This window comes from Pseudomonas koreensis, assembly GCF_012986595.1.
GTDB lineage: Bacteria > Pseudomonadota > Gammaproteobacteria > Pseudomonadales > Pseudomonadaceae > Aquipseudomonas > Aquipseudomonas koreensis.
Genome location: NZ_JAAQYM010000008.1, coordinates 270,758 through 287,270, shown reverse-complemented (window position 1 = coordinate 287,270; position 16,513 = coordinate 270,758). Strand labels below are relative to the sequence as shown.

Here is a 16,513-nt window from a genome sequence, read left to right as displayed (position 1 = left end):
TGCGTGACGCGTTGAGGAGAATAAAAATGACTGACCGTAACTCTGAAGAACTCAATGCCATCCGCGAGGGCGTACGCGCTCTGTGCGCTGAATTCGATGCGGCTTACTGGCGCAAAGTCGACGAAGAAAAAGGCTTTCCGGAAACCTTCGTCAAGGCGCTGACCGACGCAGGTTGGCTGGCAGCGATGATCCCTGTCGAATATGGTGGCTCCGGCCTCGGGTTGGCTGAGGCCTCGGTAATCCTGGAAGAAGTGAACCGCTGCGGCGGTAATTCCGGCACCGTGCACGGCCAGATGTACAACATGTTCACCCTGCTACGACACGGCAGCGAGGCGCAGAAAAGCTACTACCTGCCGAAACTGGCCAGCGGCGAATTGCGCCTGCAATCGATGGGCGTCACCGAACCCACTACCGGTACCGACACTACAAAGATAAAGACCACCGCCGTGCGCAAAGGTGACAAGTATGTGATCAACGGGCAGAAGGTCTGGATCTCGCGCGTCCAGCACTCCGATCTGATGATCTTGCTGGCGCGTACCACGCCTTTGACCGCCGTGAAGAAAAAGTCCGAAGGTATGTCGATCTTTCTCGTCGATCTACGCGAGGCCATTGGCAACGGCATGACCGTGCAGCCGATCGCCAACATGGTCAATCACGAAACCAACGAGCTGTTCTTCGACAACCTGGAAATTCCTGCCGATAGCCTCATCGGCGAGGAAGGCAAAGGTTTCCGCTACATTCTGGACGGACTGAACGCCGAGCGCACACTGATCGCAGCCGAATGCATTGGTGACGGTCGCTGGTTTATCGAAAAAGCCAGCGCCTATGCGCGTGATCGCGTCGTGTTCGGACGCCCTATCGGGCAGAACCAGGGCGTTCAGTTCCCCATCGCTGAAGCACACATTGAAATCGAAGCGGCTGACCTGATGCGCTGGCGTGCTTGCGAGGAATACGACAGCGGTATCAACGCCGGGGCCAGTGCCAATATGGCCAAGTACCTGGCGGCGAAAGCCTCTTGGGAAGCCGCCAATGCGTGCTTGCAGACCCACGGCGGTTTTGGTTTTGCCTGCGAGTACGACGTCGAGCGCAAATTCCGTGAAACCCGTCTGTATCAGGTTGCTCCCATCTCCACCAATCTGATCCTGTCGTACGTTGCCGAACATCTGCTCGAACTGCCGCGCTCCTTTTAAGGAATAAGCGTATAGCCCAGTGCGTCGGCCCAAGCAGACGCGACTGGGGAGCCATGACAAGAGAGATAATAATCATGAGCCAACCCAAAGGCATCCGTCCGCTCGATGGCGTTACCGTCGTCAGCCTTGAGCATGCGATTGCAGCGCCCTTCTGCACCCGACAATTGGCCGATCTTGGCGCGCGTGTGATCAAGGTCGAACGCCCAGGCACCGGTGACTTCGCCAGAGGGTACGACCAACGCGTCAACGGTCTCGCCTCGCACTTCGTCTGGACCAATCGCTCGAAAGAAAGCCTGACCCTCGATCTGAAACAAGATTCGGCCACCGAGGTGCTGGACAGCTTGCTGGCCACTGCCGATGTCCTGGTGCAGAACCTGGCGCCGGGTGCCGCAGCACGAATGGGACTTTCATTTGAGGCTTTGCATCAGCGGTTTCCGCGCCTGATCGTTTGTGACATTTCAGGCTACGGCGCAGGCGGCCCGTATGAAAAGAAAAAAGCCTATGACCTGTTGATCCAGAGCGAAGGCGGTTTCCTGTCGGTCACCGGCGGACCAGGTGAGGAAGAAATGGCCAAGGCAGGTTGCTCGATTGCTGACATCGCGGCCGGCATGTACGCCTACACCGGGATTCTGTCTGCCTTGCTGTTGCGTGGACGCACTGGCGAAGGTAGCCACCTTGATGTGTCCATGCTGGAAAGCCTGGTCGAGTGGATGAACTACCCGATGTACTACGCCTACGACGGCGCTCCCCCTCCCCCTCGCGCCGGCGCCGCGCACGCCACGATTTACCCCTATGGCCCCTTCCCTGTCGGTGACGGCACCACAGTCATGCTGGGGTTGCAGAACGAACGAGAGTGGCAGCTGTTTTGCGACAAGGTACTGCTTACTCCTGAACTGGCGAAAGACGAACGCTTCTCTGCCAACTTCAAGCGCGTCGAAAACCGCCAGGCGCTGCGGGCACTCATCGTTGAATCGTTCTCCACACTCAATTTCGATGCCGTGTTTGACCGGTTGGAGCATGCGCAAATTGCTAATGCTCGGGTCAATGACATGCAAGGTGTTTGGGACCATCCGCAACTTCAGGCGCGTGATCGCTGGCGAGAAGTCGAAACCTCCGCCGGTACCGTCCCGAGCTTGATACCTCCCGGCAGCAACAGCGCGTTCGAGCCACGTATGGATGCCGTACCGGGTCTCGGTCAGCACACCGAACAGGTGCTCAGGGAACTGGGGCTGGATACAGACCGTATTGAACAAATGCGCGCAGCCGGGGCGATTTAGCCTTGAGCTGAAAATAAAAAGCCTGCCTGCAACGATCAAAGTTTTTCGAGAGAACACTGCCCAATGAAAATGCTGGTAGCTGTGAAACGAGTGGTCGACTACAACGTCAAGGTTCGCGTCAAGGCGGACAATTCCGGCGTAGACCTCGCCAACGTCAAGATGTCGATGAACCCGTTCTGCGAAATCGCAGTGGAAGAAGCCGTACGCCTGAAAGAACTCTCTATAAAAGAAGGGCGCGTTGCGACTGAAATCGTCGTCGTCTCCATCGGCCCGTCCACCGCTCAGGAACAGCTGCGTACCGCACTGGCTCTGGGTGCCGACCGCGCCATCCTCGTCGAATCCGCTGAAGACCTGACTTCCCTGGCCGTGGCCAAGCTGCTCAAGGCCGTGGTCGACAAGGAACAGCCTCAGCTGGTGATCCTGGGCAAACAGGCCATCGACAGCGACAACAACCAGACCGGCCAGATGCTCGCTGCATTGAGCGGCTACGGTCAGGGCACTTTCGCTTCGAAAGTCGAAGTTTCCGGCGATAGCGTTGCCGTGACCCGCGAAATCGACGGCGGCGCGCAGACCGTTTCCCTGAAACTGCCGGCCATCGTCACCACCGACCTGCGTTTGAACGAGCCGCGCTACGCGTCCCTGCCAAACATCATGAAAGCCAAGAAGAAGCCTCTCGAAGTGCTGACTCCGGACGCTTTGGGCGTTTCCACCGCCTCCACCAACAAGACCCTGAAAGTCGAAGCGCCGGCTGCACGCAGCGCAGGCATCAAGGTCAAGTCGGTGGCTGAACTGGTCGAGAAACTGAAAAACGAAGCGAAGGTAATCTAAATGACTATCTTGGTTATTGCTGAACACGACAACAAAGTGCTGGCCCCGGCCACGCTGAACACCGTGGCTGCGGCTGCGAAAATCGGCGGCGACATTCACGTGCTGGTTGCAGGTCAGGGCGCTGGCGCCGTGGCTGAGGCCGCGGCGAAAATCGCTGGCGTGAGCAAAGTCCTCAACGCTGACAATGCCGCTTACGCGCATCAGCTGCCGGAAAACGTTGCTCCACTGGTCGCTGAGCTGGGCAAGGGTTACAGCCACATCCTGGCTGCCGCTACGTCCAACGGCAAAAACATCCTGCCGCGCGTTGCTGCCCAGCTGGACGTTGACCAGATCTCCGAGATCATCTCGGTCGAAAGCGCCGACACCTTCAAGCGCCCGATCTACGCCGGTAACGCCATCGCTACCGTGCAGTCGACCGCGCCAATCAAAGTGATCACCGTACGTGCTACCGGTTTCGACCCGGTTGCCGCTGAAGGCGGTTCGGCTGCCGTTGAAGCGGTTGCTGCTGCTCACAACGCCGGCACTTCCAGCTTCGTCAGCGAAGAACTGGCCAAGTCCGATCGTCCTGAGCTGACCGCTGCCAAAATCGTCGTTTCCGGCGGCCGCGGCATGCAGAACGGCGATAACTTCAAACACCTCTACGCGCTCGCCGACAAGCTGGGCGCTGCTGTGGGTGCTTCGCGCGCCGCGGTCGACGCAGGTTTCGTACCGAACGACATGCAGGTCGGTCAGACCGGCAAGATCGTTGCGCCACAGCTGTACATCGCCGTCGGTATCTCCGGCGCGATCCAGCACCTGGCCGGCATGAAAGACTCCAAAGTGATCGTTGCGATCAACAAGGACGAAGAAGCACCGATCTTCCAGGTGGCCGATTACGGCCTGGTGGCGGATCTTTTTGAAGCGATTCCAGAAATGGCCACCCTGGCTTGATCACTGACCGACTGGAGCAAAGAATATGAGCAACAGTTCCGATTTTTCCGCCTGGATTGGACGACGTCAGGAAAGCCAGGACCGGATCAGTTTCACTCTGGTCAGACGCATTGCCGCGACATTGGGCGAGTCGGCACCACAACCCGGTGAGCCGCTGCCGCCCCTGTGGCACTGGGCATTTTTTCAGGAGCCGGTGGGTGCCAGCGAACTGGGGCCGGACGGCCATCCAGCGCTTGGGGGATTTTTGCCGCCGGCCCATAACCGCAATCGCATGTGGGCGGGAAGCCGAATTGAGTTTTTCCAGCCATTAAGAGTGGATGCTGAAGTGACCTGTGTATCGACCATCCTCAACGTCGAGGAGAAGCACGGTCGCACGGGTTCCTTATTGTTCGTCACAGTACGCCATGAGTTTTTCCAGGACGGCAAACGCGCCCTTCAAGACGATCAGGACATTGTTTACCGTGAAGCTTCCCCGCCCAAACTGAACGGTACCGAAACGTTACCTGAAGGCCAATGGCAGGAACGGATAGAAGCCACTCCAACCCTGCTGTTTCGCTATTCCGCAGTGACCTTCAATGGTCATCGTATTCACTATGACTGGCCGTATGTAACAGAGACCGAAGGTTATCCGGGGCTGGTGGTACATGGTCCATTGATCGCCACGTTGAACTTGCGTGCCTTTACCAAAGCGCATCCAACTGCGCGTCTGGAGCGTTTCGCATTCCGCGGAGTACGACCTCTGATTTCGCCTAAGCCTTTCGAGGTGGGCGGACGTCTAATCGAAAACGGCAAGGCACAGGTCTGGGCTGGCAATCAGGACGGCACAGCACAGATTGGAGAGATCGAGTTCAGCAATGGAGCAACGCCATGAGCAAATCACTTGTTCGCTCCGCCCTGTTTGTGCCGGCCACTCGACCAGAGCGCATCTCAAAAGCTATTGCCACCGGGGCGGATCGGGTCATCGTTGACTTGGAAGATGCCGTGCAAGAAAACCTCAAGGAGCAGGCGAGGGATAACCTCGACGCATTTCTGAGCGAAGCCCCGGATGCACGAATTCTGGTCCGAGTGAATGCCCCGGATCACTGGGCGCATGCTGCGGATCTGGATCTTTGCCGACGCCACGCTGGCGTTATCGGAATTCTGCTGCCCAAAGCAGAAAGCGCGAAACAGGTCACCACAGCTGCCGGTACCGAAAAACCGATTTGGCCAATCATCGAGAGCGCGAAGGGCCTGTCAGCACTCAACGAAATTGCCGGCACTCAAGGCGTTGAGCGTTTGTCGTTCGGTAGTCTGGATCTGGGTCTGGACCTGAACCTGACTACTGGCAGCCCTGCCGCCGAAGAAATCCTTAGCCATGCGCGCTACGCAGTTTTGCTCGCCACCCGGGTTGCAGCGCTCGCTCCAGCGTTGGATGGGGTATTTCCGTCAATCCAGGACACCGCTGGGCTACTACGCGCGGTTCATTTTGCACGCGACATGGGCTTTGGTGGCGCGCTGTGTATCCATCCAACCCAAGTCGCAATCATTCATCAGGCGCTAAAACCAAGCCAGGAAGAATTGCATTGGGCGCAACGCATTATCGAAGCCGCTCGTTCAGGTGAAGGCGTTTTCGTGCTGGATGGGCAAATGGTCGATGCGCCGGTCATTGGTCGCGCGCAATCCATTTTGGCTCGCGCGATCTGATTCAAAACCGGCGCTGTTGCTTAGAAGCTATGCATCCATTCCCATCCTGCAGGACGGTGTCATGACTAACGTTTCCAGCCTTAGACCCGTGGCATCGATCACAACTGCGCGGGGCGCCGCACATGCTCTGGAACTGGCCCAGAAGCTGGCCGGCGAACTGGAAACCGGCGGCGTATTCATCAATGGCTATTGCGCAACCGATCCACGCGTCACTTTCGGCGGCGTAAAGAAAAGCGGTTTTGGCCGTGAACTGTCGCATTTCGGTGTGCACGAATTCTGTAATGCACAGACCGTCTGGCTGGACCGTCACTAACAACAAGCGAGTCGCCAAGCCCCGCGAGACCTCTCGCCTCACCCTAATGAGGAGCTTTTGATGCGTACCTTCCCTGCAATCCTGGGCGTTACCCTGACTGTGGCCTTAAGTAGTACTGCCCTCATGGCTGCCGAACCCACCGGCACGCTTAAGAAAATCAAGACCTCGGGGACCATCACCCTGGGTCACCGAGACTCTTCCATTCCCTTCTCTTATATGGCCGACGGATCCGGTCAGCCGATGGGCTACTCCCATGACATTCAATTAAAGATTGTCGAGGCTATCAAGCAAGAACTCGGTATGCCCAAGCTGAACGTACGGTACAACCTGGTGACATCACAGACGCGTATCCCACTGGTGCAAAACGGCACTGTGGACCTGGAGTGCGGCTCCACAACCAATACCGCCGAGAGAGCTCGGCAGGTCGACTTCTCGGTCGGCATTTTTGAAGCCAGCACCCGTCTGTTGGTCAGGAAGGATTCGGTTTACAAGGACTTTCAAGATCTCAATGGCAAGAACGTAGTGACTACTGCTGGCAGCACTGCCGAGCGGATGCTCAAGGTCATGAATGCCGAGAAAAAGATGAACATGAACGTAATCTCTGCCAAAGACATTGGCGAGTCTTACCAAATGCTCGAGTCCGGCCGCGCCATTGCGTTTATGCAGGACGACGCATTGCTAGCGGGCGAAATGGCAAAGGCAAAGAAACCGGAAGATTGGGTAGTGACTGGCACCCCGCAATCCAACGAAATCTATGGTTGCACAATGCGTCGGGGTGATCCGGATCTCAAAAAAGTCGTGGATGACTCGATCAAGTCACTTTTTGTCTCCGGTGAAATCAACGCCATCTACGATAAATGGTTTACTCAGCCCATCCCTCCCAAAGGCTTGAATCTCAAATTCCCCATGAGCGCAGAGCTCAAAACAATCATCGCCCAACCCAACGACCAACCGGCACCGGAAAAGGCTCTTTAACGGCCGTCCCCTTCTGCTCGAGCGACCAGCACACAGCGAAGCACTCTTCTCGCGCCGTGAACTTTGTAGCTGCTGAAGATTCAACCAAGAGCCAGAGTTTTTGTAGGGGTAAAAACGCTTAAAAACAAAAAAGGGTCGCGAGATAAAATCTCGCAACCCTTTGAATTATATGGTCGGGACGGAGTGATTCGAACACTCGACCCCTAGCACCCCATGCTTGCAGGGGAGCAAAAAAGCTATACGGAACAGTCCTTTGGAACGGCGCCCACTGCAATCGATGCCTAACGGTGACTGACCGTATATTACGAATCCCCGCAAAAGTCCCTACAGGCTTTCGACCGGAAAGTCCCTGCGCTACGGCGTTCTGCCGACAGTCACCAATCCAAAATCCTACAGCTCGTCGCTTCACCCTCGCCCACCTGCCGCGCCTCGATTACTGTATATGCAACCAGTAATCAGCAAGGCATGCCCGTGGACCCCCTCTATATAGAAGACACCGACGATTGGCTCGGTAACCCGACTTCGCTCGAAACCTGCCGGCATCAACTCCGGATGTACGAAAATGAATTCGAAGCGCTCACTCTCAAGCTGGAACGAGCAGTGGGAAATATCCAGGGATTGGTGCGTGACAACGACGCTCTCACGGCGGAAAGGAACTCTCTAAGGGATGAGCTGATCGCGGCCAAGGCTAAAGCTGCCGAGGCTGACCGGCGAGCGAACGACATCACGATCAAAACTAACTGGGAGGTGATGGCGAAGGACAGGCACATCTCTCACCTGGCAACAGAGCTTCAAACCCTGAAAGGAGAAACACCCTTCTCGCCAAGCATCCCCTATCGACGGGACGACTCCTGAGCAGGCGTTTCAAGGCTACCGCAAAGTGAACGGTTTTGTGGGGAATGCCCGCAATCAAGGTCCGGAGCTGATCAAGCCAGTCGATTGATCAGCCCTTCGTCAGCGTTTTCAGGCGCTCCATCAGCGCGGCTTCAAAAATAATGTACAGCCTTTCAGCATCGCCGGCGCGCAAAGCACCGCCGGTTTCCAAGCCAAGCACGAAGCCATCTGCCCGTGCTCCCGCCTTCACAGCGATGATCATCGAATCAGCCCGGACAATCTGCGCCAGCAGGCGATCCGCCTCTCGCTGCATCTTCTCGCTCAGCACCACGCCTTCCAAGTCAGCCCCCCATCACATTCACTACGACATCCAATAAATGACAGAAAGAACGACTGAAACCCAGATAATCGTCATCACGATTGAGTAACCAGCCAATTGTTTGTCCATTGCACCAGTCATCCAGTTCGAATCTAAATGATGGTTCACGAATGGTGGTATCGCAAGAATGGCGCAGCGCTACCCCCCCCCCCCCCGATAAAGGCACAGGTAAGGCTGCTTTAAGGGATTAGGATGAGCATGTGCGGAGTCGCTGGCGTTTTTGGTCTGGGGGCTTTAAAGGGCTTCAGGGGGCATTCCACCCCCTAAACCCCCCTAAAAAACGTAGGATTGGTACAAAAAGTGGTACGAGGATTACCGAGCTTTGGTTGTTTTCCAGCCTGCTATCTCTAATAGAACAGCGGCATCACCGCCGTCATTCCAAATAGGACTTTTGAAGTCCCAATAAATGTGATGCCATAGAACTCCACTTTGCACTTGATCATTATCTACTCCAACCCTTGTATGTAGAGAGATACGCTCGCCCTTCTTCACTTGCTTATCGTGAAACCATTTCGTATGACGGTTTTTGTTAGAAAGCATCCCATCATTAGTGAAGGTTGCGTCACACACCATGTAGCTGCTCAAGTTACAGTCTTCCAGAACAGTTAATACAACTCGTTCCTCGCTGGCATCCCCGTGTCCGTAAACAAAATCGATTTTCAGTTTCATATCAGCTTCCATGTCGTAGACGTGTCTGTTGGACAGCTGAATGTATTAGATAAAGTGGCTTTTTGCCACGCAGATCCGTATCGGTCGATACCGGGTTCAATTACGTCATTCGAACCGAGCAGGTGCAAGCGCCTTGACGTAGGCCTGACACGCCTGCAGCGCGATCAGCCCCCGGTCGCCGGTGTCGGTGATGGCGATAATTCGTTGAGCATGCGCCGGGTCAAGTCTGGCGCGTACGGCTGCATGATCCACGCCGCCGGCGCCGGCGGTGGCTGGCACCCCACAGCCTTTGGCAGCGTCGTTTGCGTCGAGGAGGACTGACAGCCGCAGATCAGAAGTGGCAAGGCGATCGCGCAGGCGATCCTGGTTCTTTTGAGCATCGGTCATTTTCTCGAAGTGGGTTTGCTCGCTGGCCGCCAGCCGCTGCTCGAGCGCCAGACGCTTGTCCTGCTCGGCTTGTTGCGCGTTGACGGCGGCTTGGGTCAGTTGATTGAGGGTTTCGGCGTGCTGCTGGGCCTGCTCGGCAAGCTTCTCGCCGTATCGCCAGTCCTGAAACTGCCAGGCGCTGCCGGCGCCGATCAGCACCAGCGCCAGCGCGCCCACCGCTTTCCACGGCACGACCATCACGGCACATCCTTGAAGAAGACGTGCCCGCCCAGTTTCAGCGTCTGCTTGGCCTTAGCAGCCCAGGCCGGCGCCTTGATGCTGGTAGCGTAATAATGCGTGGCCCCGCCGGTAGGATCAGACACCTTCCCGTCGATCACTTGGTCAGCAGCGATCCGGCATTGCGCCAGCTCTCGGGACGGGATCACCTTCACGCCGATCAGGAACTGATAGTTCGGGTCGGTCTTGTTCCAGCAGCTGAACTGGTACGGCTTCTGGCACACGCCGGCGTAGCCCTCGCCCCACCACGAATTGGTCTTGCCATCGAATACTCGGTTGCGGATCGTCCACGCCACCGCGATCTGGCCGGCAGTGCCCTCGCCGCGAGCTTCGCCCCAAAGGGTGCGAGCGAGGATATCTCGATCTTTTTCGGTTACAGGCATCAGTTTTCTCCAGGCAAAAAAATACCCGCTCGATGGCGGAGTTCCAGGTGCTTACCGGTCAGATCTCGTCTGCAGGTCGAGCCATGGGCGAGGCTTCGATTTCAGGAATAGGCGGCTCGGCTGGCCATGCCGGCGCGGTGGGCCAGGCTGGTTGGCTGGTGACCTTGCCCAGCGAAAATTTGTAGGCCTTCCAGGATTTCAGGCTAACCAGCAGCGCGGCCTGCTCGGCTTCATCAGCCTCTGTTGCCTCGCCCGCGTCGATGCCATAACCCAGCGTGTCGACGCGATCCTGAATACGCAGGATCTGCGCGTTGGCCGACGCGTTTTTGCTGGCCAGAACAGCCTTCATCTGCGTGAGCTGCGCCGCGGCGGCGGTGGCCGCCTTCATCTGTGCCGTGACCAGCTGGCTCCAATCGATGGCGCCAACGACCTGCTGAAACTCCGGCATAGCACGCGGTTCAGCCGGTTCCCCTTCCACCGGGAGCGGCGCCGGAAACTGCACTGCGCCATCCGGAACATTCAGCAGCGGTACCGGGAAAGCCTGCTCTGGGCTGTAATTCGCGGGAATTGGCAGCAGCAGCGTGACCACCAGCTGCCCATTCACGCGCTCAACGTCGGCGTCAAACCACGGGGATTTGATCGCTTGGCGCGGCAGTGTGTCGCCCTGGCCCACTTGCGAAAAATCAAAAGCCTGGCCATTCACGGTCAGAACGTCACCGGCAACCACCACAGCCAGGGACTCATCGTTTCGAACGGACGTCAGTTTAATGATCATCAGAACCACCTCCCAATGGCAAAACAGTTCAGGATAATGGTCACCGAGGTACTGGTCGGCGAGATGATGAAAATAGACCCGAACTGGAGGGTTGTCGGGTCGGCAGCTACAGTGCTCCAGCACAAGCCCGAAGAGCTCTGCACCACAACCTCGGTTGTCGGCAGCCCGACAAATGTTGCGGCGAATGCGCCAGGGAGCCTGCGGAACATTCAGGCTCGGCATCCGGCTTCCTCGCATTGATCACTTGAACAGTTACAGCCGTCGGGACAGTGGGTTCGTCTTCGGCGTCGGCCTTCTTCTGCCGGTTCACGTAGACGTCGCCGACTTCCTTCGCGGCCTGCTCCAGGATCTGCATGGCCAAGCCGATGTTCTTCATCGTCTCCGCCTTCTCCACGAACCGGTTCATTGCACGAAGGCGGAATGCTCGGTTAGCGATCGGGATCTCGGCTGTCTCCTCGCGGAAGCGTTTGCGGGTATCTTCAAACACCGCTTTCCACTTCACGCCAAGGTCACGGCCAGCGTGTTTCGTTGGGTCGTACTGCTCGCACTGCTGGCGAGACACCTCGACGCCAAATGTTTCCTTGACCGCCTGCACTACCTGAGTCGGCGTGTCAAAGCAGGCCAACGCCTGCACAATGAAGCGCTTCACCTCATCTTTCAGGGCTGCCATATGGGTTTATTCCGTCAAGGTCCTGTCAAGGATCAGGCCGACTTGAGCAGACAGGTTCCGCAGGCCCTCGATATGTTCAATTTCCCCACCTCAGCAGGATTGTTTGCGGCGTCCACTAGCTCTTGAACTGCTGAGCTTGCACCGTAGCGGCGGACAACACCGACGAACTCTTCAACGTCGTGTCCGCGCATCTCAAGCTTGGGCAAGCCGTCTTGGGTGAACTTGGGTGCGCCGTATTTATCCTTCGCCTGAGCAATGTGATACAGCTCATGCTCGACCAGTGCGCAGAAGTCAGCGTCGGAACAGTCAGCGCAGTAATCGGCAGCCAAGGTGATGATGTAGGCCGGCACTTCGCCGAACCAATCCAGCATCTGCTGTTCCATCCGGGCTTTCTGCCAGCCACCGGCGCGGAACGCTACCTGCTCGGCTTGGCCCACGACAGTGCGCCCCTTCTTCGTGAAGGCAGAAGACGCCCACATCACACGAATGTCCGCATCGATCAGATGAGCATGATCCTCGTTGTGGATGCTGCCGTTGTCGGCAAGGATCTCGGCTTGGAGCCATTCCCATACTTCGGGGGCAGGCATCAAGCGGGTGCCGAAATCCGAAAGATCGGATAGCTCGACCAATGACGCAGGAGGACGCGGCCGATTCATACCAGAAGAACCTTCTCAATTCAGAGTTCGCCCCCAAAAGAGGGACAGATTGCCCGCCTATTCACGAGCCAGCCCGGCCTAATGAGCGCTCATTAACCAACGAGGCTCGAAGGATGAAAAACACAATTTACTTAGTGCTTGCAGTAGCAGTCGTCATTTTCATGATCGCTCCGGAATGTTTGAAGCCCGGGATCGTTGCTTGCCTGCTCAGTAAGCCCTGAAGTTTGCAATCTCGGCTGGGTAGGCATGCGAGATCGCCTCCCAGTCGGGTTGCTAGGTTGTCATAAATTGGCTCAAGTAGTACCAAAGTAGGTATTGAGTTAGTGGCGTAATGCCGCTATTGATATGGATCCAATCCAGAGAGTTCCACAATGAAAAAAGTGCTAGACCATGCCACAGAGCTGCTGAAAGACGATCAGCTTCGATTCTATAACCTACAGTCAGGTAGTCAGGCTGACATCTCGAAAATGATTGAGTTGGTTCGAGACGTAGCTCAGACCCGCTACCGCGCCACGTTACCGTCGACTGAGCAACTAACGTTGACGGAAAATGATGGATTCTCCATCGAAAACCCTGGAGACCTAATTGCACTGTTGTTTGAAACGGTGGTGCGAATTAATCGTAATGTTGACCTCTGGTACACCCCTGGTGCTGGCGGAGCGCGGGGAGAAATCAACACCACATTGAACAACTTTAGCCATGGTCCGAGTTCAATGGGCGGCTCACCTGACGAAGGTGTAAAGGCGGCAAAGTATTCGGAGGCCCTGCAGAAGTTGACTCACATCGTGACAAACCGGCGCCCATTCTAGATTCTTGATGCCGCTGAGCGGCAACGTGGGTGCTTTTGTGTCGCGACACAATTTGCTGATTCGCGAAACGTGTCGCGACTTACTTGGATCGACGCTCGATACCGCCCGGTGCTTTGTCACAGCGCAGGCAGTGCTCACAGTTCAGCGTTCGGCACAGCCAGGCTTTCACCCGCTGCCACCAGATGACCATGAAGATGTGGCGCATACCGGCAAGAGCCAGCGAGACGTGCAGCGTGATGCCGGCAGTGGTCGGGCCCATCATGAAGATGTTCTGCTCCCGGCTCATCACAACGAAACCGCTGATGGCGATCGCCGAGTAGATCAGCTTGCCGATGACGCCATCCCGCACTCGGCCGCTCAGAACACACCAAGTCGCCCACAAGGCAATCAAGCCGCAGCCGATGGAGTTGATCAGTTCGTAGTTCATGGGTTGCCTCCCCCGAACCGCTGGCGAATGAGTGCCCAGAGATCAGCGGCTTTGATGGCTCGGTTGATGGCCGCGAGCAGCGATCCGCCGAAGGTGCCCAGCAAGAACCCGACACCGATGACGATGTTCGGCTCAGTCACGCCAAGGTAAGCGCTCACCATCCCGGTCAGATACACGGAACAGGCCAGGCCTGTAGTGAGAAAAATAAGCCACGCTCGCCAATCGGTCAGATCGTCCTTGTGCCACCAGCTGGCGACAATGACGCCAAACAGGCCGGCAATCAGCAGATCCAATCTGTCGAGCAGGCGGTGTAATGAATCCATGCGCTCGACTCCGTGGGCATGTGAATAGGTCGGCATCCGCTGCACTCCCAGCTCGGAGCAATGGGTGTGGGGAGCCGAAAACGAAAAAGCCCCGATCAATATCGAGGCCCCGAAATAGGTGCGAGATATCTCGCTTTTAAGAAGGTCGCCCATACAGGCGCGACCCTTTTTGCTACTCCCGCCTCATCTGCGCGGGCTGAGCCTGGGTACTACGCCGCAAGTTCATGCGGGTAACGATCAGAACTCCCAACCGATATGGCCGTAGGTTGGGTATGGCGCGGTACCGTTATGTTCAGGACTGGTGGTGTCGGGGTAGTAGATCTTGCGTCGACGCACAGTCGGCGTGTAGCCGAAACGAGCCCATACCGGGCTTTCCTGAATAATCGACAAATTGCCATTTGGCTGTAGACGCAGAGTAGCGCCAGGATGGCCGCCGGTACCTGCCTGCCAGAGCGGTACGTCATTCGCCGCGTACACCACGAAATTACCATCCGCCTGAAAAACGGCCTTAACTGCACCCTTATTTTGGGTGTAGCTAGCCCAGCGAACACTCCAGTTCGGCCCGTAGTTCACAACGTTGCCGTCACCTTGAAAGATCAGTGCACCATCGCCACAGAAGTAAGGCATTCCCATCTGCAGCTCGGCTGGGCCCCCGAACAGAACTGCACCGGAAGTCGGATCAAGCGGAATGGATGGAGTGCCATTCCAAATCGCCTGAGAATCGATCAGCACGATGTTACCGTCGTCCTGCAACGACATATGAGTTCGGTTCCACTGATCCTCGCTGGTGAACGTCGAGTTGTTTGTCAGCCAGGTACGCCCCCGAGTCGGATCATCGAGAAACGCGCCATATTGAACGTAGAGTTGCACCGGCACCTTGTATCGTAATGGTACGGTGGAGGAGTAAGGCGTAGCTTCGTTGGCGACCCAAACCACTACACCATTGTCCTGCAACGCCAGGTTACCGTCTGTTTGAAGCAACAGCTTGAATCGGCCGTTTGGCGAAAGTAGGAACTGCCCTGCGGACATTGTTTGGTAAGCAGGGAGAATCGAAGTACCGCTTCGTTGAAACGGAGTACGTGTACGTCCAGCCATGTTGTTCACCTATTGAGTCGAATGATTTTTGAGCGGAGGATTCCGCTTTCATGTCGCTCAAAGGCGATGGTGAGAGGTTCTTGACCTTCTGGTTGCACTTTGAAGAGTCGAGCGAGCTCAATTACGACTTCGGCAACAGGTCGTAGGTCAAGCTCACGCGAATATTGCCATTCACCGCAATAGCCCACAGCCCAAAACCGGCCGGAAGTTGAACAGGATACGGCAGCTGGATAGTGTCGCTTCCCAAAGTGAGCAGGGCAGGCTTTGTGTAAAAGTCATTGGCATCCGTCGGTTTAGTGGTGCCGGTGATAAGCGCGGCGTTGAAAGGACCGAAGGCTGTACACGTGCGGATCACGACACCTGCAACGTTATCTTCAGGCTTGATGATCACGGTCGGACTCAATGACGAACTGTTATAGAAATTTTTGCCTAGAGTTACTGGTTCCATTTTTTCACCTTTTAAGTCGAATGATTGTTCGCGGAGATTTCCGCTTTCATGTCGCTCAAAGGCGATCGCTCGAGGCTCGTGGCCTTCTCATGATTCAACGTCCCGCATCGGGAACATTTGATCTGGAGCTCGGTAAACTCACCCACCCGGGCGAGAAGTCTGTTGCATTTTCCACATCTGCATTCTTTCAACATCTGCAAGTCCGTTTGATTTTCTGCTAGGCTCCGTCCCGCTCGCGCGAGCAGTGAGGGCCTTGGCTGGCTTGCAGGCACTATCTGCGATCTGGCGTCTCCCTTGGGTGTTACCGCACCCTTTGGAGTCGCCCTCTCTTTTTCTCCGCGCTAATGAAAAAGCCCCGATCATGTCGGGGCTTTTTGCATTCTGTCGGTTACAAAAAAAGCCCCTGCGAATGCAGAGGCCCTGAATAGGTGCGCTCGTCTTTCCGAGCTGTCGGCCAAAGTCCTTCTCAACGTCGACACCCCATTGCATCGATCTCGCTGATCCAGTCCGCGCCACCCCGAAAGCAAGTTTGAGGTCAGGGTGCGCGGGCTGCCGGTGTTGGTTCCGTAGGTCGCACTTTCCGGCTATCGACGTCCAGGCCTTCCCGAGGGCTGTCCTGGCTACAGGTAAATTCGAGGCATAAAAAAGCCCCGCTCGGTGGCGGGGCCAAAAACTAAAGCTGTCTCACCAGTGCCAACGCTCAGGCACGAATCGCGAGCCGATCAGGCCTGCGATTGAACCGATCAGTACTCCCCAGAAATCTGCTTTAAACAACGCAGTCGCAGGAATCATCTGACGCGCCTCCAAGAGCAATGCAAAATCTCGCGGATCAGTTCCGAAAACCACGCGCCAGCCATTAGGCACGACTAACAGGAACAGTGCGAAGCCACCCGCAACCCAGTACGGCCAGTTGCCCTCAAGCCCGAAATGCCGCTTTGCTGCGAACATCCCTCCGACTAGCAGAAAGGCCCAGAATCCGGTGCATACGATCTGCCCAAAAAGGTTAGCACCATCTATTAGTTCAGAAACCATTGAATCCCCGTCAATTTATTGAACACGAACTAAGAACAATAAATTGACGGATATGGTAATGGCAATACGCCACAAACAAAAAACCCGGCTTGTCGGCCGGGTTTCGCTTGACACTCCTGAATACGCGCAGGAATGACAGGATGGGATTAATTTC

General features: G+C 56.3%; 21 protein-coding genes and 2 pseudogenes. 10 read left to right on the top strand and 13 right to left on the bottom strand.

Features of this window, described 5'->3' with window-relative positions:
• Positions 1-26 precede the first annotated feature (26 nt).
• The 9 genes and pseudogenes from HBN98_RS24910 (at position 27) to HBN98_RS24870 (ending at position 8,051) form a co-directional block, all read left to right on the top strand.
• On the top strand, positions 27-1,190 hold the full coding sequence (locus HBN98_RS24910) for an acyl-CoA dehydrogenase family protein (protein ID WP_083368599.1): 1,164 nt from the start codon (positions 27-29) through the stop codon (positions 1,188-1,190).
• Between the two features lie 74 nt (positions 1,191-1,264).
• Complete coding sequence (locus HBN98_RS24905; protein WP_083368598.1) at positions 1,265-2,467, top strand: CaiB/BaiF CoA transferase family protein; 1,203 nt, start codon at positions 1,265-1,267, stop codon at positions 2,465-2,467.
• 63 nt (positions 2,468-2,530) lie between these two features.
• On the top strand, positions 2,531-3,295 hold the full coding sequence (locus HBN98_RS24900; protein WP_064588201.1) for an electron transfer flavoprotein subunit beta/FixA family protein: 765 nt from the start codon (positions 2,531-2,533) through the stop codon (positions 3,293-3,295).
• On the top strand, positions 3,296-4,225 hold the full coding sequence (locus HBN98_RS24895; protein ID WP_083368597.1) for an electron transfer flavoprotein subunit alpha/FixB family protein: 930 nt from the start codon (positions 3,296-3,298) through the stop codon (positions 4,223-4,225). It begins immediately after the preceding gene.
• Between the two features lie 25 nt (positions 4,226-4,250).
• Positions 4,251-5,096 (top strand): HTD2 family dehydratase, encoded by an 846-nt coding sequence (locus tag HBN98_RS24890; RefSeq protein WP_083368596.1) that lies wholly within the window; start codon positions 4,251-4,253, stop codon positions 5,094-5,096.
• Positions 5,093-5,908 carry an HpcH/HpaI aldolase/citrate lyase family protein gene (locus HBN98_RS24885; protein ID WP_083368595.1) on the top strand — a complete coding sequence of 272 codons (816 nt, stop codon included), beginning with the start codon at positions 5,093-5,095 and terminating at the stop codon, positions 5,906-5,908. The genes HBN98_RS24890 and HBN98_RS24885 overlap by 4 nt, the downstream gene beginning before the upstream one ends.
• A gap of 85 nt (positions 5,909-5,993) precedes the next feature.
• Positions 5,994-6,221 (top strand): annotated as a pseudogene (locus tag HBN98_RS24880) (aldehyde dehydrogenase family protein); the annotation flags it as partial.
• A gap of 60 nt (positions 6,222-6,281) precedes the next feature.
• On the top strand, positions 6,282-7,196 hold the full coding sequence (locus HBN98_RS24875) for a transporter substrate-binding domain-containing protein (RefSeq protein WP_083368594.1): 915 nt from the start codon (positions 6,282-6,284) through the stop codon (positions 7,194-7,196).
• A 465-nt stretch (positions 7,197-7,661) separates the two neighbouring features.
• Positions 7,662-8,051, top strand: coding sequence for a hypothetical protein (locus HBN98_RS24870; protein WP_083368593.1), 390 nt, complete (start codon positions 7,662-7,664; stop codon positions 8,049-8,051).
• An 88-nt stretch (positions 8,052-8,139) separates the two neighbouring features.
• Here HBN98_RS24870 and HBN98_RS24865 read toward each other — a convergent pair whose 3' ends face one another.
• From HBN98_RS24865 to HBN98_RS24835, 7 genes and pseudogenes are all read right to left on the bottom strand, one after another.
• A complete protein-coding gene (locus tag HBN98_RS24865; RefSeq protein WP_083368592.1) occupies positions 8,140-8,370 on the bottom strand; it encodes a hypothetical protein in 231 nt (76 codons plus the stop codon).
• A gap of 351 nt (positions 8,371-8,721) precedes the next feature.
• The gene (locus HBN98_RS24860) at positions 8,722-9,078 is read right to left on the bottom strand and encodes a hypothetical protein (protein ID WP_083368591.1); all 357 of its coding nucleotides are present in this window, start codon (positions 9,076-9,078) and stop codon (positions 8,722-8,724) included.
• Positions 9,079-9,183: 105 nt separating this feature from the next.
• Positions 9,184-9,702 (bottom strand): lysis system i-spanin subunit Rz, encoded by a 519-nt coding sequence (locus tag HBN98_RS24855; RefSeq protein ID WP_083368590.1) that lies wholly within the window; start codon positions 9,700-9,702, stop codon positions 9,184-9,186.
• On the bottom strand, positions 9,702-10,124 hold the full coding sequence (locus HBN98_RS24850) for a cell wall hydrolase (RefSeq protein ID WP_083368589.1): 423 nt from the start codon (positions 10,122-10,124) through the stop codon (positions 9,702-9,704). Before HBN98_RS24850 ends, HBN98_RS24855 begins: the two co-directional genes overlap by 1 nt.
• Before the next feature lie 58 nt (positions 10,125-10,182).
• A complete protein-coding gene (locus HBN98_RS27990; RefSeq protein ID WP_083369423.1) occupies positions 10,183-10,572 on the bottom strand; it encodes a phage tail protein in 390 nt (129 codons plus the stop codon).
• A gap of 538 nt (positions 10,573-11,110) precedes the next feature.
• Positions 11,111-11,569, bottom strand: a pseudogene (locus HBN98_RS24840) (DUF2280 domain-containing protein); the annotation flags it as partial.
• A 32-nt stretch (positions 11,570-11,601) separates the two neighbouring features.
• Complete coding sequence (locus tag HBN98_RS24835; protein ID WP_083368587.1) at positions 11,602-12,225, bottom strand: putative metallopeptidase; 624 nt, start codon at positions 12,223-12,225, stop codon at positions 11,602-11,604.
• A 371-nt stretch (positions 12,226-12,596) separates the two neighbouring features.
• Here HBN98_RS24835 and HBN98_RS24830 point away from each other — a divergent pair, with 371 nt between their 5' ends.
• Positions 12,597-13,034, top strand: a complete 438-nt coding sequence (locus tag HBN98_RS24830; protein WP_083368586.1) for a hypothetical protein — start codon at positions 12,597-12,599, stop codon at positions 13,032-13,034.
• Between the two features lie 79 nt (positions 13,035-13,113).
• Here the strand turns inward: HBN98_RS24830 and HBN98_RS24825 are convergent, their stop codons facing one another.
• The 6 genes from HBN98_RS24825 to HBN98_RS24800 all read right to left on the bottom strand — a co-directional run bounded on the left by HBN98_RS24825 (position 13,114) and on the right by HBN98_RS24800 (position 16,359).
• Positions 13,114-13,461 carry a hypothetical protein gene (locus HBN98_RS24825; protein WP_083368585.1) on the bottom strand — a complete coding sequence of 116 codons (348 nt, stop codon included), beginning with the start codon at positions 13,459-13,461 and terminating at the stop codon, positions 13,114-13,116.
• The gene (locus HBN98_RS24820) at positions 13,458-13,784 is read right to left on the bottom strand and encodes a hypothetical protein (protein WP_064590033.1); all 327 of its coding nucleotides are present in this window, start codon (positions 13,782-13,784) and stop codon (positions 13,458-13,460) included. Before HBN98_RS24820 ends, HBN98_RS24825 begins: the two co-directional genes overlap by 4 nt.
• 237 nt (positions 13,785-14,021) lie before the next feature.
• Complete coding sequence (locus HBN98_RS24815; RefSeq protein WP_083368584.1) at positions 14,022-14,879, bottom strand: putidacin L1 family lectin-like bacteriocin; 858 nt, start codon at positions 14,877-14,879, stop codon at positions 14,022-14,024.
• Between the two features lie 121 nt (positions 14,880-15,000).
• A complete protein-coding gene (locus HBN98_RS24810; protein ID WP_151101654.1) occupies positions 15,001-15,327 on the bottom strand; it encodes a hypothetical protein in 327 nt (108 codons plus the stop codon).
• Between the two features lie 11 nt (positions 15,328-15,338).
• Positions 15,339-15,521 carry a Com family DNA-binding transcriptional regulator gene (locus HBN98_RS24805; RefSeq protein ID WP_083368582.1) on the bottom strand — a complete coding sequence of 61 codons (183 nt, stop codon included), beginning with the start codon at positions 15,519-15,521 and terminating at the stop codon, positions 15,339-15,341.
• 490 nt (positions 15,522-16,011) lie between these two features.
• Positions 16,012-16,359: a hypothetical protein gene (locus tag HBN98_RS24800; protein WP_083368581.1), complete on the bottom strand. Its 348-nt coding sequence runs from the start codon at positions 16,357-16,359 to the stop codon at positions 16,012-16,014.
• Positions 16,360-16,513 lie beyond the last annotated feature (154 nt).